Here is a 22,129-nt window from a genome sequence, read left to right on the forward strand (position 1 = left end):
GGAGATAACAAATTAGTTGTAGATCCCTTCTGGATCGTGTAAATCCATGCTTTTTATTCTTCAGATTCAATAAAGCTACGTAGCTTTTCGGCTCGGCTTGGGTGACGTAATTTACGTAGAGATTTTGCTTCTATTTGACGAATCCGTTCTCGTGTAACATCAAATTGTTTACCTACTTCTTCGAGTGTATGATCAGTATTCATATCAATGCCAAAACGCATACGTAGAACTTTAGCTTCTCGAGGGGTGAGTGTAGCTAAAATTTCTCGAGTAGCTTCCTGAAGACCGGAGGAAGTTGCATAGTCTACTGGGGATTCTATGTTTACGTCTTCGATAAAATCCCCCAGGTTAGAATCTTCATCTTCACCAATCGGTGTTTCCATTGAAATGGGCTCTTTCGCAATTTTTAATACTTTCCTCACTTTCTCTTCAGGCATATCCATACGGTGACCCAATTCTTCTGGAGTCGCTTCTTGGCCAGTTTCTTGTAGAATTTGTCGACTAATGCGATTAAGTTTATTGATGGTCTCAATCATATGTACAGGAATACGGATAGTGCGCGCCTGGTCAGCAATCGAGCGAGTAATAGCTTGCCGAATCCACCACGTTGCATACGTCGAAAATTTATAACCGCGGCGATATTCAAATTTATCCACTGCTTTCATCAAGCCGATATTGCCTTCCTGAATCAGATCGAGAAACTGCAAGCCGCGATTGGTATATTTTTTCGCGATTGAAATCACGAGCCGCAAGTTGGCTTCAATCATCTCTTTTTTGCACGACGTGATCTCGCTTCACCAATTGCCACACGACGATTAATTTCTTTGATTTCCTGGATGCTTAAATTACTTTTTTCTTCCAGTTGAGCCAGATTTCGTTGAGCACGATAAATTTCTTTGCTATATTTTTCTAACCGTTTTGCTTGGTCCTTATTTTCTTTTTGTACTGCTCTAGCCACTCCATGTTTGTTTCGTTATGTGGAAACGAAGTGATAAACTTTTTACGAGAAGTTTTTGCCTTCATCACACAATAACCCGTAATTAATCGCTCTTGTGTGCGTGCTTCTTTTAACAAATAACGTAATTGACCCATGAGTCGATTAAACTGTTTAATAGACAGTTTAAATGTAGAAAATAGTTCCGAGAGATTTTTTTGATGTTTTAATGTTGCTGAATTTTTTTTCCGTAACGTTTAATTGCATTTAAATAACGACTGTAGAGCTTTTTGAGCTCATCCATATACTTTTTGGTGACGAGTGGATCGGGAGAGCTTTCACCAAAATCATCGCCACCCTCGTCCTCATCCTCTTCGGATAAATGCGCTTCTTTGGTTTGCTCCTCAAGCTGTAATGCTTCTTCGGATTCTTCGTCAAAAAAACCGATGAGTAAATCACTTAGACGTCCTTCTGTTGTTATGAGAGTGTTATATTCTCTAATAAACGATTCAATGAGTTCAGGATATGCAACTACCGCACCCATCACTTGCCGAATGCCTTTTTCAATGCGTTTAGCGATAACGATTTCACCTTCCCGCGTTAACAATTCAACGCTACCCATTTCGCGCATATACATGCGAATTGGATCAGTAGTTCGGGTTTCTGTCGCCAATACTTCGGCGACATCTTCGTTTATTTCATCATCCGATTGAGTATCCTCTTCTAAAAGCAAGGAGTCAGCATCTGGAGGAGCTTCAAAAACTTTAATTCCCATTTCCGTGAGACGGCCGATAATGCCTTCTATTTGCGATGGATCAGCATAATCATTAGGGAGAAGATTAATCAAATCTTCATGGACCAAATAACCTTTATTTTTCGCCTCTTCTAATAAGGCGCTAAAACCCAATCGCTGAGTTTCTGCGATGTTTTCTTCAGATTTTGTAAGAAATTGCACTCGAGACGATGGAGCAATAGCTAGTTTTGCTTCACCGGGGAATATAAACGAATGTTTTTTTGGTTCCATAAGCACAGTAACTTTTTTTGTTTTAGTCTTTTTCATTTTGACCGTTATTGCAGCAGGCTTAATTTTTTTCGATGTATGCTTAACTGATTTTGGTTTAATTTTTTCTAGCTGTTTAGCTTTTGTTTTTTGAACCTTTCCTTCTATAACAGTAGCTTTTTTCTTCGCTTTGAGAGCTTTAACTTTAGATTTCTTTTTACGAATTGACATAAATGTTGCTGTACCTCAATGATTCAAAGAGCCTATTCTACAACTAACTTATGCGTATAGCACCTCTGATACGATAGATGGTGAATACAAAAGTCCACGCTACTACACAAAAGATCTATCAATCGGAGATAAAAATACGTTAGACGGCAGTTATAGTTATATAGCGTCGATGGGAGATTTCATCAAGAGTTTCTGGAGTCTTTTCTTTTCTTCTTGGGTAAGTACATATGTTTTTGCTTTATTTATCAGATCTTCTGCAAGATTTTGAGCTTTTTGTTCTTGAAGTCGTGATAAGGCACCTTTTAATTCAGCCAGCACCCCTTCTTTGGCTGATATAGGCAGTTGTTGAGCGGCTAACTGAGCAATGTGACGGCGTTCGGTTTCATCATCCCATTGCCCCAAAAGAATGCCTGTCGACATGGTAGGGAAGTTTTTCAAGATAGCAATTAATTTAAGCAGCAATTTGATACCCGGCATTTGGATGCCATCCAGATCAGGTAGAGGATTAATTTTTTAATCAATTCAGGTTGTTGTAAAAGAGCGACAATCGCCCGGTAAGCAGGAGATAATACGCGCTTTTGAGTAGGAAAAGAAGACAATGAAGGTGAATTAGAAGAAAGTAATAATGATCTGATTTGATCAGCATTAGTGCCTAATCGTTTGGCTATTTTATTCAATAAGAATTGACGAAAAATTCCTTGAGGCATAATATCAAGATACCCGCAGGCCCGCTTAGCGAAATGTGCTTTATCATCCAGTGAACGAATAGGAATTTCTTTTTCCAGTGATTGGAAAAACATTTTTTCGATAGATAAAGCCCACTTTATTTTTACTTCAAAGGCTTTTTGTCCAATTTTTTGGATGAGATTATCTGGATCTTCACCTTCAGGTAAAAATAAAAAACGAATATGAATGCCATCGCGCATTAATGGTAAACTTTCCGTCAATGCACGAAAAGCTGCGCGGCGGCCAGCTTCGTCTCCATCGAAACAATAGATAATTTCACTAGTATACCGCAGTAATTTTTGTAAATGACGTGCACCCGTGGCTGTGCCTAGCGCCGCAACGGCATAGGTAATCTGATGTTGGTGAAGTGAAATGACATCCATATAACCTTCAACAATCAATACACGCTGTAGTTCGCGATGGACTTTATGTGCTTCATATAATCCATATAATTCATTGCTTTTGTGAAAAATGGGAGTTTCAGGTGAGTTCATGTATTTAGGCTGATCACCTCCTAGCGCTCGTCCTCCGAAAGCAATAACACGACCGTGCACATCTCGGATAGGGAACATGATACGATGTCGAAAGCGATCAAAAAAACGATTTTTTTTTTAATAAGGAGGCCGTTGGTGATTAATTGCGATTGTATTTTTGAAGTTTTTGCCAAAAATCGAAGATTTTCCCACCCCGGTGGGGCATAACCGATGGCGAACCGTTTAGCAATTTCACCGGTTAATCCGCGAGATTTTAAGTAATCGATAACTACAGTTGAGCGTTTCAATTCTCGTTGGTAATACTGTGAGATATTAGCTAATAAAGTACAATAATCATTGTATTCAGCTGACTGTGAGCGTTGAGACATTTCAGTTGGAATTTCTAACCCTTGTTGACTAGCTAGATCCGTAATCACTTCTACGAATTCCATGCGATCAAAGGCCATCAAAAAATTAATGGCATTGCCGTGGGCGCCGCAACCGAAACAATAATAAAATTGTTTGCTGCTGCTTACTGTAAATGAAGGTGTTTTTTCATTGTGAAAAGGACACAATCCTAAATAATTATTGCCGCGCTTTTTTAAGTTGACACGTGCCTGGATAAAGTCAACGATATCTATGCGAGATAGGAGATCTTGAATAAATGATTGTGGAATACGACCCATAGCTCATTTTACAATAATTTCTACCAATGAATAGGGTATAAGCTTGTCGATGTCTTTTCTGATGTTACATTTAGTTTTTAAACCGTCTGGTGATGATATTCTCAATTTCAACTCATCTGCGCTTTCTGGAGATATCCTTCCAAGTAAATCAATTTCTCGTTGCTCTTTATCAACGAGATCACGGCGGTCACCGGACTTATATCGAACGATCGTATCGTTTTTGATTTTACTTAATAACTTTTATAATCCTTGTTACCCAATATAACCAGGCATCTATTTCGCGTTATTTTATTGTCACAACAGGGTAAGCGTATAGTGCTTAAAATCCCTATACATCCCTGCTTTCATATCCTTCTGAAAGCAGGGAATAGATTAAGCCATTATCCCTCTCCATCTAATGACGCGTGCGCTCACGCTCCAACGCTTCCCTTTCTTTTTGCATCTTTTTGGTATAGCGTTTAATAGCTGCAGCGCGTTTGCGTTTACGCTTACTGGTTGGTTTCTCGTAGTATTCGATTTGACGCAGCTTGGTTAGGATAGCAGCCTTTTCGCACGCTCTTTTAAAGCGGCGCATGGCAACATCAAAAGCGTTATTATCGGTTATTTCTATCATTGGCATATTGTGGTCTTTACCTCCGTAATCCCGTAATGATACTGGATTTGGATAGGAAAGCAATGCCTAAACAGTAGACTCAGCGTTCAGTCGCCTTCGATATCTGGCGCTTGGATTGAATAGTGGCTATAGTTTCAATCTGGACAATTATAGTACATCATTATTAAGTAAGAAATGTAATCATACAGCTATGAAAACCGGAAAAATCCAATTTTTATCAAAAGCTTGAGATGAAAATAGGAGTTTCGTAATTCAAAAAAATTAGGTTGTTCGATTCTTTTGTTTCAGGAAATTAATTTGCGATTTCGAATTCTGCGTGCGTTGCTTCAATTGGAATCAAATGGCGGTGTTGTTCTATTTATCGCTGCTATTTTAGCGCTTATTTTAGACAATACACCAGCCAAAGCCTATTATGAATCCTTACTCAATTTTCCCGTAAGCTTTGAATTGGGCACCCTGCAATTATCTAAATCGCTTTTGTTATGGATTAACGATGGATTGATGACCATTTTCTTTTTATTGGCGGGCCTTGAAATTAAACGCGAAATACTGGAAGGCGAACTTAATAGTTTTGAAAAAGCAGTGTTGCCTGTGATGGCAGGTTTAGGTGGGATGGTTATGCCAGCTTTAATTTATGTCATTTTTAATTGGGGAAACAGCGCTGCATCACGAGGATGGGCTGTCCCCATGGCAACCGATATTGCTTTTTCATTGGGTATTTTGGCTTTATTGAGAAAAAGATTGCCGGTTGCCTTAAAAACATTTTTAACCGCCTTGGCAATTTTTGATGATATTGGTGCGATTGTTATTATTGCAATTTTTTATACTCATTGCATTTCATTATCTTTATTGCTCACCGCGGGTACACTACTTTTTTTGTTAATTTTATTAAACTGCTTGCGAATAATGACAATTACAGCTTATATCATTGTTGGTATTGCCTTATGGCTTTGTATATCGAAATCTGGTATTCATGTTACTTTAGTTGGTATCGCGTTAGCTTTTGTTATTCCGCTTCGTAACTCTAAAAAACCGGGAAATTCGCCGCTGCGTGAATTAGAATATAGATTACATCCGTTAGTAGTTTTTGGTGTTTTACCGATATTTGCATTTGCAAATGCAGGTTTTTCCTTGGCGGCAATCGATTTAAAATATTTACTGAACCCTGTGACTGTAGGAGTCGCTTTGGGGTTATTCATTGGAAAGCAACTAGGCATATGGTCTGTTTGTTGGCTTGCTATTAAATGTGGAGTAGCACATATGCCGTACGGTGGAAATTGGAGAGGAATTTACGGTATCAGTTTGACAGCTGGTGTTGGTTTTACGATGAGTTTATTTATTGGGATGTTAGCATTTGGGCCTATTGGAGGGTGCAATTATCCAGAGATGGTGAGGTTAGGCATTATGATCGGTTCGTTTTTATCTGGCACTTTAGGTTATATAATTTTGCGTTTCACTTATCCTGCCGATTAATTTTTTTAAAATTCTAAGAAATAGTCTGTATGTGTAATTGAAATTCAAGTCGGATTATATGTCCAATTTGTCCAATTCAATCACAATGGGTTTAGGATGGCTAAATGAATGCAGCCAGCGTCCGAAGAAATGATTTTGATCAATTTCTTTGGATAAGCAGCTCGGTATAGAGTTGTTGAAGTTTTGATTTAACAAATCCTCTTTAAGTGAGATTAGCTTACAATTTTTCTGATGTCTAACAAATAATATGTGGAGGAGAGTTATGTATTCACGTGCGTGTTAATTTTAATGAAATTTGAGCCAAGCGCTTTCCTAGTGCTTGGCAGAGATTTTTTCTTCCTTCCTAAGAGACCAATTGCTTTCTGGTCCAGCCATATGACTCGGACCGTACGGTGTACCCCCGTGGTGGTAGAAAACAAATCAGTTTCACTATAAGGCAAGCCAACAATAATTGCTCCGTGGTGAATCAATGGCATCATCATACTAATAAGCGTTGCTTCTTGTCCGCCGTGCAAACTGGCTGCAGATGTAAAACATCCTGCAGGTTTATTAATCAATGATCCCGATTGCCATACGGTACTTGTCGTATCGAAAAAATATTTTAACGGAGCAGCCATATTGCCAAATCGTGTGGGACTTCCTACAGCGAGCCCCACACATTCTTTCAAATCCTCATGGGTGGCGTAAGGGGGACCTGACTCGGGAATTTTGGGTTCTATTGCTTCTGTATTAGGGGAAACAGAGGGAATCGTGCGAATACGCGCTTCTATGCCCCCTACTTTTTCAACGCCTCGGGCAACGTATCTAGCCATTTCTGCGGTGGCGCCGTACCGACTGTAATAAAGTACTAAAATAAGTGGCATTGATAAAATACCCGGGTTACTTTTCAATCTCTTGTGATCACTAGTAACATTTAGCGTGATAAGAACTCCGCATATCGATTCGTTGATTTTGCTGTAACTAGAATAGAAGTAAAACCGATGAATCATTGCATTAGCCAGAGACAATTATAAGATAGCAGCGGAATCATGACAATCTATCCTCATATAAAGTGGGGCAATGCTACTCTCCAGTCTATCTTCATCATTGTTATGATGAAGAAGGATGCGCGCTTACCGAGCTGCAGCGCTAGCTTATACGACATTGCTTTATTGCTTTTACTGGCTCCGTTAGCCATTATTATCTTTACATTATTTTATTTATCCTTATATTCCAAGGTATTGGTGAATGAATACAAGAGTTGATTTTAAAAAACTTTTGCCTTAGTTCAGCGGATACAGTTTTCCACTGTTTGGAAGGATTTATCCGAAACGCTCTAGCTGTCCATCTTATATATTTTCGCTTTATTATTGATGTATAGGGCTGTTAATCGAGTCTCCATCTCTATTTGATGCTGACGACGTTTTCAGTTTTTCATTCGTTCTTTTTATTTATTTTGTCTTATTTGTTTCCATGTTTATTATTTACCATTGTGGTTGTAGCATTTCCTTACCAGGATCGTATATTTAACAATCTAAATAAACTTATCACTTTATTTTCAGAAGCTACTTTTGTCTGTCTCGCCTTTAGTAATCTTTATCACCTTTGCCGTGTTTAATTGGATACTCCCTTCCGTTAAAATCAGATTATTGCATGTAGCAATCGCCGGATTAGTGACAACGGTACTGTTTAAGTTAGTCAAGTTTACTTTTATATTATATTTATCGTTTTTTCTGACTCATCGATTGTTATATGGAACTTTATTAGTCATTCTTTTTTTAGCGCGGTTATATGTATCATGGACAATCATTCTGCTTAGAGCAGAAGTGAATAATATGACGGGTTCGGTGTTCCTAAAAAATATTGTGTTTTCAACTCAATGATAATTTAGATGATCATGAAATATTTTCGCTTTTTGGCGTTGTCTATTTTAATTTTTTTCACTTTTTCTGCATTAGCACTTCGTTTTTCTTTGCCAGAGAGTGGTAATAATTTATTTGGGCGGATCCAATTTGTTTCTATTCAGGAAGGATATACTTTCGCTAGTATTGCGCATCAATATGACATTGGTTATTTCGAATTGGTAGAGGCTAATCCTGAAATAGACCCTAATCAATCGGTGCCGGGGACGGCTTTAATTATTCCTACACGATATCTGTTACCTCATGTATCAAGGGATGGAATTATTATCAATTTAGCTACAATGCGACTTTATTATTTTCCAAAAGGCAAGAATTATTTTTATAGTTATCCTGTTGGTATAGCTCGATTTAATTGGGCAAGTCCGATAGGGAGATTTCGTATTGTTCAAAAAATCCGAAATCCTGTTTGGATAGTGCCGAATAGCATTTTTCGTTACCGACAGGAAAATGGCGATCCCGTCCCTAGAATAGTTCCTTCGGGTCCGAATAATCCGTTAGGTTATTATGCATTACGATTATCAAATCCTACTTATTTAATTCATGGAACCAACGATCCAGGTAGTGTTGGAAGGCGAAGTAGCGCAGGTTGCATTCATTTGTATTCGGAGGATATTAAGCAATTATTTGCAATGGTTTCAGTAAATACGCCGGTGTTGATTATTAATCAGCCTTATGTTGTAGGATTGGATAAAGGGAAATTATATATCGAAGCGCATCTACCTTTAAAAGAACAACGAAAGAAGTTGTCGACGAACATTCACAATGTAGTAATAACGCTCATCAATGATTTTTTAAAAAATAGAAAAGAAAATTTTTCCATTGATTGGCAAAAAGCTGATGAAATTATAAAGGAACACGTGGGCATTCCTACTGTAGTGAACTTTTCAGGTTCAGATAATCATTCATGATTCCCTGTCATGATGTCATTTTCTAATGTCAACTTTATTAATCCTCACCCATCCACCGTATTCGTCATCCAGAGCAGAGGATTGAGATGTGGTGAGGGGCCCCCGGCGTGACGCCGGGGGCCCCTCACCCTATTGATACATTATTGGATGGTAATTAAGGCCTGCTAATATGGTCTTGGTTTGTTCTGCCGGTTTTTTATGGAGATTAATTTGCCCACGGCAGAATTCATACAAAACTCTCATAGTTTTTAAATATTCATACTTTCAGGATTTTATTTTCTAGGTAGAGTTATTGTATATCCGCTTTAAATATATCTCAATAAATTTTTGGTCAGATAATGTATAGAGTTTTTTAGCTAATTTTCATAAAAATTGCGATGAAAGTTCGTTCCCATCCGGATACTTCCATTTTAAGATTTAAATGCTCAATATCTTAGGTGGTTAAATGAAATAAGGAATATATATTATGCATTAAAAAATCAGTGTATTGGAGTTACTATGAATATGCTAATTCTACACAAAGAAGAGTGTGTAAATGAGCACGGTTCTTTTCTAACAAGAACGAGAATAGGAATTCGATTGTAAAATGCGAAAATAAATTCTTTCTAAAGTAAGACATGCCAACTACAAAGCCAGAATCTCCAAAAATTGAATCTAGCCGATCTATAGAGAAGGATAGAGAGCAGCTTTAGTAAGGATGTTTTTCAACACAAATCGTGAGCATATTGAGCTACGGGAAGTATTTGTCAAATAGGCTAGATCTTTATTGATTAAATAATGTTGGCTACATTTAATCAATCTACGTAGCAATCACATTGAACAAATTTAGTAAGGTCTTGTAATTTTCGTGTTCTTCATAATCCTGAAATAATAATTTCATGTTTCGTTTTAGTAAAATTCTTTCTCAAGATATAAGTTTGACTAAATAAAACGCAGTAAATGGTAGAGATGCCAATCATTTCATATTGAGCCTCAAATAGCATAGCTTACGGGATGAACACACTGTTTTAGCGTTATCGCTCTTGTGGTAACTGCGAACACGAGATGAACTAGACCATGCAATTTGGTTCCATGTTCTACGTGAATTTTGTCAACGAACAAATCAACGAGATCAAATCTAGATTTACTTTAGCATCATCAAAATCATTTCAGTCAAATTATAGTATTTTATTAATCATTATTTCTATTTCATTCAAACTTTAGGTAATGATTTTTTGTCTTCAAGTCTTCAACAAATTGCGCACGTGATTTCATAAGTGTAATTGATTTTTACAGATCGCTGCGCGAAATTGTTGCTAACGTCCGGTAATTGGTTAAATTTTGTTTGCTACATATGGCAAGATCATGAATCAGTACTGGCTGGACATTTAATCCACACCACAGTACTTGCCCCCTGCTGCTTGCTTAAAATTTTCAATCCTGCCCTAAGGATTTTATCCTGAAGTCAATTTTTTATCGATTTGCACAAGAGTGCCCCCTGCATTTCTTACTAAATCATCATATTTTCACTCTTTGCATAATCAGATTCTACAACAAAAGTTCTTTTCTTCTATCGACAAATATGAATAATTGTGATACGTAAAATTTATTTAAATCAGAAAAAGAAGTAAAGATATCCTCATAGTCATTCTCAACTTGCTCTAACAATTTCGTGATCAATCGCAGAATAAAGAAATGCATTCCTTACACGCACCAGTGAGTGCGTTTATAAAAAGACGAAAACCAAAGTAAAGAGAATCATCAAATTCTGAAACGGTATTTAAAAATTACATCTTTACCACAAGTACAAGTTCAGTTTTTAAGTTTTTTAATTGCTTGAAATCCAGAATGGGCAAGCATAGATTCTTTACCTACTTTAAGCCGGTATTACAACCTCTTACCTACACTAATGATACCCAGACAAGTGTATAACGAAAACGCTTATGCAATTTGAAAGCACCCCTTTGAGAGTTAAGCCTCAAGTATTAGGATCTGAAAAACCCTATACAATTAATCCTACTAAAAGCAATAATCAACTTTCCATCATTTTTTGAATGGTAAACTAATGACCACAGAAGCTCGCTTCGTAAATGTCTTTAAGTGATCTCATATTTGGTTGGAACTCTTCCAAGTAATAACTCTATTTCATCACGATTTATTTTTGTAGCATTCTATAATGCTATTTTCTGATAACAGATCATAAACGCTCTATTATCAAGATTTCATTCTCATAGCAACGTGATAGACTCAAGGTCATGAAACAACATATAGAATCTCTATTGCATCAAGCTATGGAGACCCTGAAAATGGATGGCACCCTTACGATTGACGTATTGCCTGTAATCAGGGTGTCTTCCAACAATGATCTAAAACATGGTGATTTTTCGTCTAATTTAGCACTTATCCTTAGTAAAACTGTCGGAATGAACCCGCGGACTTTAGCAGAAAAAATTGCCAATGCTCTACCTACCTCAAAGCAAATTACCCAGGTGAAAATTGCTGACCCAGGCTTCATAAACTTTTTTCTAGAAGAAAGCAGTTATTATTCTGTGATCCATTCTATCCTCAAAGCAGGGCAGTGCTATGGTGAAAGTGAATTTGGCAAAGGAAAACGTGTACACATTGAATATGTATCTGCAAACCCAACCGGCCCGCTGCACGTCGGTCATGGCCGAGGAGCCGCTTATGGAGCTTGTGTCGCTAATTTATTAAAAGCTGTAGGCTACGATGTTCATCGAGAATATTATGTCAACGACGCTGGTCGGCAAATGGATGTTCTAACGCTAAGTGTTTGGATTCGTTATTTACAAAGTTGCGAAGAAGCTGTTGATATTCCTAAAAATGCTTACCAAGGGGAATATGTTATAGATATCGCTCAGGATTTAAAAAAAATATGGCAATCAATTTTACTGTACACAAAAATTCATTAATGAGATATTTTCTCCAGAAATTAATCCTTGTATCAACCCTGAAACTTATCTGGATGCATTGATCAAAACTCAAAAAGAAATCCTCGGCACTGCTAACTTCAATCTTATTTTTCATGCAGCACTTGATAATATCCTGGATGATATTAAAAATGATCTAGAAGAGTTTGGGGTGTTTTACGAAACATGGTTTTCTGAAATTCAGTTAATTAATAAAGAGCTCATTCAGGCCGGTGTCGATCAATTAGCTAAAGGTGGTTATGTTTATGAAAAGAATGGAGCCCAATGGTTTCGCGCTACAGTATTTGGTGATGAAAAAGATCGTGTATTAATGCGTAAAAATGGCGTACCTACTTATTTCGCTTCTGATGTAGCTTATCACCTTTACAAATACGACCAAGGCTACGACTTACTTGTCGATATATTTGGCGCGGATCACCATGGTTATATTCCTCGGATTTGTGCTTTTTTAAAAGGCCTCGGAAAATCAACAGAAAAATTACATATTTTGCTAGTGCAATTCGCTATCCTTTATCGAGGAAATGAAAAGATCTCGATGTCTACCAGAAGAGGAATGTTTATTACTTTACGTGAGTTACGAAATGAAGTGGGCAATGATGCGGTGCGATTTTTTTACATCATGCGAAAACCTAATCAACATCTTAATTTTGATATTGAATTAGCAAAATCAAAATCGAACGAAAATCCAGTATATTATATTCAATATGCTCATGCGCGCATTTGTAGTGTGTTTCGTCAATTAAAATGTGCTCAAAAATCACGGGATGAATCGTCAGGTATGGAAAACTTATCCTTATTGTCAACAAAGTATGAAAAAGAGCTATTAAGTACGTTAACGCGATATCCGGAACTACTAAGAAAGGCAGCAGTTCAACATGCCCCACATTTACTCGCTCATTATCTGCAAATCCTTGCTAACCAATTTCATACCTATTACAACGCAGAACGTTTCTTACTAAGAGATGCTAAACTTCGTGATGCTCGATTAAATCTAATTGCCGCAGTGCAACAAGTGCTCGTCAATGGTTTAACCTTATTGGGAGTTTCCGCTCCAAAAGAAATGTGAACGAACATAAGAATGAACTGCAAAGACTCTCTAATGATTATTCCTGTTCATGCTTATTTTTCTTCTCAGTACTACCTTTCTAAATAAGTTTTGGTTTAAGGATAACTGGTAGAAAGCTCCCTTATTTAGCTCATGCGCACTATTTCGATTAAAACTCCTTAAATTTGGTCGTGTGTGGCTCGCGTCAAACGTCAAATGCCGATCTAAGCTATTGTCCCAAACCAAAATCATCTGTCACTAAAAATAATCCGTCAAGACAGTTCATTATTAAACAAACACCATATCCTTATACCCTTTCTGCTGAACAACAACTTTATTTAGGCCACCGTTGATTTAAATTTGTCTGTGGAAGAAATTATAAAACACCGGCTCCATTCACCAACACCATAATCTATCAATTAATCAACCCATTAATGCCTTTTATTGAGTCAGAGAATTTTAGTGTAATTGATGATGAGTTGTTAATGTCCGAAACAGATCGCTAACCTATAAATTAAGCATTAGCTAACCAATAAAAATTTGTTCAGGAAGATTAAGACGTACAATTAAAGATAACTTAACGATAATAAAAGTAGATTGGTTAATTAACGAATTACTTTCCGATTCAAAAAATATTAGATAAATTGATTGAGGAACTATTATCAAAAGCCAGGCCCACTTGAAAATCGTGCTTCTCAACCCAATCTACACTGAATTAACGCCGGGGAAAATGTGGAACCATTACACAGCACTACGATTCTTTCAGTAAGGCGAGACGGTAAAGTAGTTATCGGAGGTGACGGACAAGTTTCAATGAATAGTACCGTCATGAAAGCAAACGCTAAAAAGGTTCGCCGACTATATAACGGCGACGTCATTGCAGGGTTTGCAGGTGGCACAGCAGATGCATTCACCCTTTTTGAACGATTTGAGAGTAAGTTGGAGCAGCATTCGGGTAATTTGACGAGAGCAGCGGTGGAATTAGCAAAAGACTGGCGAACCGATCGCATATTACGTCGCCTTGAGGCTTTACTGACTGTTGCTGACATTAAAACATCTTTGATTATTACAGGTATCGGAGACGTTATTGAACCAGAACAAAGTCTAATGGCTGTTGGTTCAGGAGGTCCTTACGCTCAAGCAGCTGCAAAAGCTTTATTAGAAAATACTACTCTCAGCGCAAGAGAAATCGTGGAAAAAGGGCTCTCTATTGCTGCTAAAATCTGCGTTTACACAAATCACCAATTTACGATTGAAGAACTAGATAGTAGAACATAACAAACTGGATAAATTTGTATGGCAGACATAACGCATTCTTTATCTACAACAAATCCTTCTGCAATCTCGATGACGATGACGCCACGTGAGATTGTGGCTGAGCTCGACAAATTTATCATTGGACAAAATGAAGCAAAGCGAGCAGTGGCTATCGCTCTTCGCAATCGTTGGCGTCGTATGCAATTACCAGAAGAATTACGTCGGGAAATATTCCCAAAAAATATTTTAATGATCGGCCCTACCGGCGTAGGAAAAACAGAAATCGCTCGTCGCTTATCTAACTTAGCGAACGCACCTTTTCTCAAAGTAGAAGCGACCAAATTTACAGAAGTTGGCTATGTGGGTCGTGATGTAGAATCTATTATTCGTGATTTAATTGATGTTGCTGTCAAAATGACGCGTGAAAAAGCTATACGTCAGGTAAAAAGTATAGCAGAAGAAGCTGCAGAGGAGCGTGTATTAGATGCTTTAATTCCTCCAGATCGTAGTACTTTTACGGGGGAGCCTGTCAGTGAGGAAGTGCTACCTACTCAAACGAAAGAATCTGCTACGAGAAAATTATTTCGTCAAAAGCTGCGCAGCGGAGACCTGAATGATAAAGAAATCGAAGTGGAAGTTAGCGCAACGCCGTCTTTCGAAATTATGGGTCCTCCAGGCATGGAAGAAATGGTGAGTCAGCTGCAAGGTATCATGTTGAGTATGGCTAATCGACGCACAAAGTCTCGTCGTTTAAAAGTAAAAGATGCGCGGCGTATTTTAGAAGAAGAAGAGGCTGCAAAACTGGTTAACGAGGATGAAATAAAATCTCAGGTACTCATGAGTGTTGAACAGAATGGTATTGTATTTATCGATGAGATCGACAAAATCGTCAAACGGGAAGGTGGGGGAGCTGTTGGCGCTGATGTTTCACGTGAAGGTGTACAACGGGATCTCTTGCCTCTCGTTGAGGGCAGCACCGTTTTTACTAAATACGGGATGATTAAAACCGATCATATTTTATTCATTGCTTCCGGCGCCTTTCATGTCGCGAAGCCGTCAGACTTGGTCCCTGAATTACAAGGCCGCTTCCCAATTCGCGTGGAATTAAAGGCGCTTACAGCAGATGATTTTGTGCGAATATTAACTGAACCAAAGGCTTCTTTAACGGAACAATATACCGAATTGTTAAAAACGGAAAACCTTAGCTTGAGCTTCACTAAAGACGGCATTAAACGTTTGGCCGAAATTGCTTATCAAGTTAATGATCGTTCAGAAAATATTGGTGCTCGTCGTTTACACACGATCATGGAGCGATTACTTGAAGAAATCTCTTTCGAAGCCACGGACAGACAAGGTGAATCGATTACAATCAACGCTACTTACGTTAACAAGCAACTGCAAAAATTGGCTGAGGATGAAGATTTAAGTCGATATATCCTCTAATTAAGGTATCTAAATTAAGAAAATTCAGCTAAATTAGGAGAAAGAACACTTTGCATTAGTCAACATTAATGAAAAACGGAATCGCAGTGAATCGAGATCACAGGTTCTCTGATTTGTGAAAATAGAGATCGTGGCTTTTTCTGTTTAGGCAAAACTACAACTGGCGTTAGTAGGTCAATTATCTGTTTTAATATCGATAATACTCATATTTAAAAGGACCCTCCGGATTAACACCAATATAATCAGCTTGTTTAGTTGTTAGTTTTGTTAGTTTAGCGCCCACGCGTCTCAAATGAAGACGAGCAACTTCTTCGTCTAAGTGTTTAGGTAAAATGTAAATACCGATATGATATTTCTCCGGATGTTGCCAGAGTTCTATTTGTGCGAGTACTTGATTAGTGAAGGAGTTAGACATCACTAAACTAGAATGACCTGTTGCACAACCCAAATTGACTAAGCGACCTTTTGCGAGGACTGTCAAGTGTTTTCCATCTGGAAAAATTACTTGATCTACTTGAGGTTTAATATTGATCCAGGGGTATTGCAAAAGAGAAGCGATATCAATTTCGTTATCAAAATGACCGATATTACATATAATCGCTTGGTTCTTCATTTGTAACATGTGATCGTGGGTGATGATAGTAGTATTTCCGGTCGCCGTTACGAAAATATCCGCCTGTGTAGCCATTTCATCCATTGTTACGACTCGATAACCTTCCATCGCTGCTTGTAAAGCACAAATAGGATCGATTTCTGTGATGTAAATAGTAGCTCCATAGGCACGTAAGGATTGCGCGCATCCTTTACCCACGTCACCATAACCACAGATAACAACGCGTTTGCCAGCAATCATAACATCCGTCGCTCGCTTTAGTGAATCGATGAGTGATTCGCGACAGCCGTAAAGATTATCGAATTTTGATTTCGTAATAGAGTCATTCACATTAATAGCCGAAAATTTAAGCGCATTTTCTTTCATCATTTTGTGAAGACGATGAACTCCGGTCGTGGTTTCTTCTGATACTCCGCGGATGTTTTTACATAATTCAGGATGTTTTTGGAGCACATAGGCTGTTAAATCACCGCCGTCATCTAACAAAAGATTAGGTGTCCAGCTACCAGACCCTTCGAGTGTTGCGGCGATGCATTCCCAATATTCTTCTTCCGTTTCTCCTCTCCAAGCAAAGACGGGGATGCCCTTTTTAGCAATAGCGGCGGCTGCGTGGTCTTGAGTAGAGAAAATATTACAAGATGACCAGCGAACCTCTGCGCCTAATGTGAGTAAAGTTTCGATTAAAACCGCAGTTTGAATAGTCATGTGAATACAACCAGCAATGCGTGCACCCTTTAAAGGCTGGATTTTTTCGTATTTTTCGCGGATAGCCATTAGACCTGGCATTTCCGTTTCAGCAATTTCAATTTCCTTTCGACCCCATTCGGCCAGATTAATGTCCGCAATCTGATAATCTTTTGACATGGTCATTTCCGATAATTAATTTCTTCCCTTTATTGTTAATTTCTTATTTTGCGTGGTCATAAATTGAATGCTCTGGTCAAGCGTAGACTGAGGATGAATCATTGTTCCTCAATAGGTGTTATGTTTATAGCTACACTGGATAACCCAGCTGATTCCCGAAGTGCCTCTGCTTTATCTATTTGTTCCCACCCAAATTCTGGCTCCTCTCGGCCAAAATGTCCATAAGCAGCAGTAGCTTTATAGATAGGACGCAATAAGTTTAACTCTCGGATGATGCTATCAGGTCGAAGATCGAAATATTTTATAATTAATAATCGTATACGGGCTTCATCAATTTTTCCTGTGCTGAAAGTTTCGACGCTAACGGAAGTTGGTTCAGCAATACCAATAGCGTACGAAATCTGAACTTCACATCGATCGGCTAATCCGGCGGCTACAATATTTTTCGCGACATAACGGGCAGCATAAGCACCTGAGCGATCGACCTTCGAAGGATCTTTACCTGAAAAGCATCCGCCACCATGTCGAGCCATTCCACCATAAGTATCCACGATAATTTTTCGACCAGTTAATCCACAGTCGCCCACTGGACCACCGACAACAAAACGCCCAGCAGGGTTAATTAGAAAACGGGTCCCTTTATCAATCCATTTTTTGGAATAACAGGCTTTATAATTTCTTCGATGACTGCTTCTTGTAATTCTTTTTGTTGAATATCAGGACTGTGCTGGGTAGAAAGCACGATGCAATGAGCAGATACTGGAATACCATTTTCGTAACACAGTGTTACTTGTGATTTAGCGTCTGGACGGAGCCAGTTAAGAACACTCTCTTTGCGTAGTTGTGCTTGTCGTCGCATTAAGCGGTGAGCATAAACAATTGGGGCAGGCATAAAGACGTCTGTCTCTCGCGAAGCATATCCAAACATCAAGCCTTGATCACCAGCTCCTAATTTTTTATCTTTTCCTCCATCTACCCCCATTGAAATATCTGATGATTGTTTGCCGATCGCAGAAACTACAGCGCAGGTTTCACCATCAAATCCAATGTGTGGATCGTTATAACCGATTTGCAAAACTGTATTGCGTGTAATTTGTTCAATATCAGCCCAAGCGCTGGTAGTGATTTCGCCTGCTACGAAAACCATTCCAGATTTTACCACAGTTTCACAGGCTACACGACTGTGAGGATCTTGTTTGATGAGTATATCTAGAATGGCGTCTGAAATTTGATCCGCTACTTTGTCAGGATGACCCTCCGAAACAGATTCCGATGTAAATAAAGTTGTGTACACCATAAATTTATGCCACTACAAACGAAGTAAGCTATCATAGTAATAAAATTTCCAATAAATTGCACTTGTTTTCTGTGAAAATGGACTATGGTAACTTCGATAATAAGGCCCTGAAAAAGTTGTAAATATGACCTATCCCCTATTATATTTGACTTTGTGGAGAAGATCTTTTTTATCTGTACATTGTGACCTAAACAGAGGTTTTGGTCATTAATTTTTTATTAATTACAAGAGTGGACTAATTATATTTTGAAATGATAATACTCGATCGGAGAGGCTCTTACTAAGCTAAGAAAATAGCAAACTCTGGTACACGTCCATTAATTATTGCTGAACTAGAACGATGGCGTCTTTTATTCTTAGAATAAGATTTTCGCTTTTAAGTTTAAACGAAGTTACTTCAAATCACTTTTAAAATCTTCTCAGGAGATCATTAATTTTTGATACTGAGATAGATAAACGAATGAAACCATGGGCGTGATACTGGGTTTGTCTTGTTCTTTTAAGGGGTGTTAGGGTGAATAAAATAATGATTCTGGGATATGTGATAGACCTTCTGTATTCGAAATCTTTCTGCTAAAATTTAAATCTGGAGAGACACAAGCGTTTTTTAGTTTTGAGTAAATTGTTTCAATACTGCAGAAATCATACTATCGAAAATAACACATTTTTGGCAAGCAGGAGATGGGGAAAGCCATTCAGTTCATTGCATAGCATTTTTGTGGTGACGCTCTTCATGAGATGCTATAGTTTTGCTGCACAGAAAAAATATTAACGAAGAGTGACAATGAAACCGACCACATTATAAGGAATTTTAACTGTTCTGCTAAGAATGATTAGCATCAGTTTTGTTATTTTTTAGATGGATTGCTCTGGGTTTCTACGCATAGTTTTAATATAACGACTTTTCAGATTATTTTCATCCGTAAAGTTAGTAAAAGGGGAGCATGACTCAGCTAATCGTTTCCCGCATGTTTTCAAATATAAAAATATGAACTGCCGATATCATCTGTTACAACAATGTGATTTCTGGATTACAAAAGTAAGAGTAGTCGGTTGTGGTAGAATCGGAAAGATCCTGCTGATTTGATTCCAAATCTGCAACGCAATATTTATAGGAAAATCCATGGATAACTTAGAAAATATTCATAACCCTTGATTAATGCTCAGGATTTTTTACACGTACGTTGATTAAACATAAATTAGCGTTTACCATGCCCGTTTCATGGGTCTGACTTTTATTCTGCATGAATGGTGGATAGTACACCAGTATGTAATTTGTAATGTTTTGTTATTAGCAGCCGGTCATTGGTTTAATTCCATCGTTCCAGACCATAAAAAGCCCTCTGTATTTTTTCCATTGGGACCACAAATTTTGTTAGATAACAAAGAATCTAGAAATAACACGTGAGACAAAGACTCCTGCTTTTAAGCGTGGTAGCTTAATAATGAATCTCAGGGGATTTTCTGGAATAGAAATGATGGTATTATAATATTTATAAAAGCATCAGTTATTATACACCGATGCACCAGATTCCGTGAAGGATCACATCACTGATGTGATCCTTCACGGAATCTGGAACGGGATTTAGAAATTCACAATTTCTATAAGACTTGCGCGACAGTGCCTCACCGAGAGATGTTTTGCCGGCAATCATAATAAAAAAGTATTTCTATATTATGGTATGATGTTTAATAAAAGCCACATGTTATTTAAGAATCTTTATAGAGGTTATTTTAGGAGTTCATTTTATGATGTCGTCTTCGTTTCATCTTTGCAGTTAAGTTTGGTCCGATCAGGTTTTAGAGTAATCTTAACTAAGAGGACGACAAGAGGTAATAAAAGTTCTCATTTTTGGGGGGTCATTTGCTAGAATTACCCTAAAATACAAATGATATAATAAAATAAAAGAGATAATTTTGTTTAATCCAAAACATATTAATGACATTGTGAGTCGTCTTGTAAGATCTATACCACCTGGTGTTAGGAATTTACCGAAAGATTTAGAAAAAATTTTAAGAGTGTTTTGCAGCAATCCTTTAAAAAAATGGATTTTGTAACACGGGAAGAATTTGATGCGCAAGTGAAAGTGCTGGCACGTACACGGGAAAAGCTGGAAGCGCTAGAAGAAAAATTTAAACGAACTTGAAAGACAGAAAAAATCAATGTTACCTAGCCCGTTGTACATGACCGATGGCAGTGTGTACGATCGGTACACAGCCCACTAGTTTATTGAAGGAGAGTCGGCATCGCATTCAAACTGCTATGGTCGATAACTAAATGAAATTTTCCGTTCTGGGTATTACTGTCGGTTATCTTATCGGAGGCTGATTTAGTTTATCTAAAAGAAGGAAGACAGTTTTACTTTAGAACGATTAAATGAATATAAATTCTTCGATAACTTCGATAAGTTGCTTTATTCGAAAAATTGAAGCCCATTCTTAATGCGTTTCCCTTCTACAGTGGTGAGACTACTAAAGCCAAGTGAAATTTAGTTATTACTTCGAGAAATGCCGACGATACAGAGTATTTATATTGCTATAGGGCTGGGCAGTGTGAATGACCCAGAGTCTTTTATCGGTAGGAAGCTCTGTTAGGACAGATAGTAGGGAAATAGTGATACAGATTTAGGAGAGGACGAATAATAGCAGAAATAATTCTTTTAGCACCCGACTCTATACCACACCCACGTTCGCGATGACAGGAAGCAGAAATCCTCTATGAACGAGATAAACGACTTGGTATCCATCACGGTTTTATTTTTAGGCACTACCTGAATTCTCATGGACCAGTTGTCGAAATTCGATTTCCTGTCAATTTCCAATTATTAGTCAAACGTAAAATGATGAATTAATTTCTTTTTTATAAGAATATGTCTCATTAAGTTCGTGCTTTGCAGATAGATAATATCATAAATCCAATGCTTGGATCATTGCCAATGCAGTGCGCAAGTATGATGACTTGTAAGAAGAAAACAAGGTATTGTCTCTTGAAGATAGCGCGTATGATTTCTGATTTAGAGAATGCTGAGAACATGGAAACCACATTTGGTAAAGAGTATTAAGTTATCACGTACTTAAATCATTCTCTTTGTACTGTTTAGAATTATTGAACAGATTTTTCCTTTGAAGTCGCAAAGTCGCGATGAAGCTGATAGGACGACAGAAGCAAAAAAGAAAAGTAATAGCATTTGAGATAAAAGTGATATGAAATAGAGGGCGTAGTTAAAGTTTTATTGTATCTCCGAAATAGATAAACTCTAAACAATAAAGGATTAGGTCTATTTTCTGTTTTATATGAACTGCCTTCGTATTTCTTATTCGTGTCGTTCATCATTCTATATCAATCCCAATCGTGAGCAGCAAAACATTTATGCTGACGATTAAGAATAGTTATGAATGAATTATCACTGTGTTAAATTTAGTAAGCGAAAAGTGCAGTAGTAGGAAAAGGTGATGAGAGCACATTATTCCATAAGGTTTACTATTTTGTTAGGCACTGTTTTCTAGTGTTGGTAGGCATTGGAATACCCACCGTTTATGCGGAAAAAATAAAAAATTAAAAACATGATTTCCCGATATTATTCGTCGTCAATTTTAGTCGCGAGCTTAGCTATACCCATTGGGATTGATTGTGGAATACTCAAGCAAGACGGCGTTTTACTAGAACAGTTTTCACATCAAAATCACGAAATGTATTAGTGAGTATTTACTTTCTTAAATAGGTTTCGTTAGTTATGT

At 37.7% G+C, this 22,129-nt stretch carries 9 protein-coding genes and 6 pseudogenes; 7 read left to right on the plus strand and 8 right to left on the minus strand.

What is annotated here, in order from left to right; all coding sequences use genetic code 11:
* Positions 1–53: 53 nt before the first annotated feature.
* From rpoD to rpsU, 5 genes and pseudogenes are all read right to left on the minus strand, one after another.
* A pseudogene (gene rpoD, locus LG660_RS03015) lies at positions 54–2,165 on the minus strand (RNA polymerase sigma factor RpoD).
* A 156-nt stretch (positions 2,166–2,321) separates the two neighbouring features.
* A complete protein-coding gene (gene dnaG / locus LG660_RS03020) occupies positions 2,322–2,642 on the minus strand; it encodes a DNA primase (RefSeq protein WP_258267243.1) in 321 nt (106 codons plus the stop codon).
* Positions 2,612–2,965, minus strand: coding sequence for a hypothetical protein (locus LG660_RS03025; RefSeq protein WP_258267731.1), 354 nt, complete (start codon positions 2,963–2,965; stop codon positions 2,612–2,614). The genes dnaG and LG660_RS03025 overlap by 31 nt, the downstream gene beginning before the upstream one ends.
* 32 nt (positions 2,966–2,997) lie before the next feature.
* A pseudogene (locus tag LG660_RS03030) lies at positions 2,998–4,050 on the minus strand (DNA primase); the annotation flags it as partial.
* 394 nt (positions 4,051–4,444) lie between these two features.
* A complete protein-coding gene (rpsU, locus tag LG660_RS03035; protein ID WP_258267244.1) occupies positions 4,445–4,669 on the minus strand; it encodes a 30S ribosomal protein S21 in 225 nt (74 codons plus the stop codon).
* Positions 4,670–4,960: 291 nt separating this feature from the next.
* Between rpsU and nhaA the strand changes: the two genes are divergently transcribed.
* Positions 4,961–6,136: a Na+/H+ antiporter NhaA gene (gene nhaA, locus LG660_RS03040; protein WP_258267245.1), complete on the plus strand. Its 1,176-nt coding sequence runs from the start codon at positions 4,961–4,963 to the stop codon at positions 6,134–6,136.
* Positions 6,137–6,404: 268 nt separating this feature from the next.
* Here the strand turns inward: nhaA and wrbA are convergent.
* Positions 6,405–6,999, minus strand: a pseudogene (wrbA, locus tag LG660_RS03045) (NAD(P)H:quinone oxidoreductase).
* Between the two features lie 726 nt (positions 7,000–7,725).
* On the opposite strand from wrbA, the gene LG660_RS03050 reads away from it, so the two are divergent.
* The 5 genes and pseudogenes from LG660_RS03050 to hslU all read left to right on the plus strand — a co-directional run bounded on the left by LG660_RS03050 (position 7,726) and on the right by hslU (position 15,617).
* On the plus strand, positions 7,726–7,998 hold the full coding sequence (locus tag LG660_RS03050) for a YhjD/YihY/BrkB family envelope integrity protein (protein WP_258267732.1): 273 nt from the start codon (positions 7,726–7,728) through the stop codon (positions 7,996–7,998).
* Between the two features lie 14 nt (positions 7,999–8,012).
* Positions 8,013–8,945, plus strand: a complete 933-nt coding sequence (locus LG660_RS03055; RefSeq protein ID WP_258267246.1) for a L,D-transpeptidase family protein — start codon at positions 8,013–8,015, stop codon at positions 8,943–8,945.
* Between the two features lie 2,234 nt (positions 8,946–11,179).
* Positions 11,180–12,938, plus strand: a pseudogene (gene argS, locus LG660_RS03060) (arginine--tRNA ligase).
* Between the two features lie 711 nt (positions 12,939–13,649).
* Complete coding sequence (hslV, locus tag LG660_RS03065) at positions 13,650–14,195, plus strand: ATP-dependent protease subunit HslV (protein WP_258267247.1); 546 nt, start codon at positions 13,650–13,652, stop codon at positions 14,193–14,195.
* Positions 14,196–14,264: 69 nt separating this feature from the next.
* Entirely contained in the window at positions 14,265–15,617 is a 1,353-nt protein-coding gene (gene hslU, locus LG660_RS03070) for an ATP-dependent protease ATPase subunit HslU (protein WP_258267733.1), read from the plus strand.
* A 187-nt stretch (positions 15,618–15,804) separates the two neighbouring features.
* On the opposite strand, the gene ahcY is transcribed toward hslU, so the two are convergent.
* A complete protein-coding gene (ahcY, locus tag LG660_RS03075; RefSeq protein ID WP_258267248.1) occupies positions 15,805–17,100 on the minus strand; it encodes an adenosylhomocysteinase in 1,296 nt (431 codons plus the stop codon).
* A gap of 92 nt (positions 17,101–17,192) precedes the next feature.
* Positions 17,193–18,391 (minus strand): annotated as a pseudogene (gene metK / locus LG660_RS03080) (methionine adenosyltransferase).
* A 1,917-nt stretch (positions 18,392–20,308) separates the two neighbouring features.
* On the opposite strand from metK, the pseudogene LG660_RS03085 reads away from it, so the two are divergent.
* Positions 20,309–20,538: pseudogene (locus LG660_RS03085) on the plus strand (accessory factor UbiK family protein).
* Positions 20,539–22,129: the final 1,591 nt, after the last annotated feature.

Source organism: Coxiella-like endosymbiont, from assembly GCF_024730665.1.
Taxonomy (GTDB): domain Bacteria; phylum Pseudomonadota; class Gammaproteobacteria; order Coxiellales; family Coxiellaceae; genus Coxiella.

Bases quoted from the DNA above. Each gene is read 5' to 3' on its own strand.
- dnaG (WP_258267243.1), bottom strand. From the start codon at position 2,642: ATGCCGGGTATCAAATTGCTGCTTAAATTAATTGCTATCTTGAAAAAC.
- rpsU (WP_258267244.1), bottom strand. From the start codon at position 4,669: ATGCCAATGATAGAAATAACCGATAATAACGCTTTTGATGTTGCCATG.
- LG660_RS03055 (WP_258267246.1), top strand. From the start codon at position 8,013: ATGAAATATTTTCGCTTTTTGGCGTTGTCTATTTTAATTTTTTTCACT.
- LG660_RS03025 (WP_258267731.1), bottom strand. From the start codon at position 2,965: ATGTTTTTCCAATCACTGGAAAAAGAAATTCCTATTCGTTCACTGGAT.
- hslU (WP_258267733.1), top strand. From the start codon at position 14,265: ATGACGATGACGCCACGTGAGATTGTGGCTGAGCTCGACAAATTTATC.
- ahcY (WP_258267248.1), bottom strand. From the start codon at position 17,100: ATGACCATGTCAAAAGATTATCAGATTGCGGACATTAATCTGGCCGAA.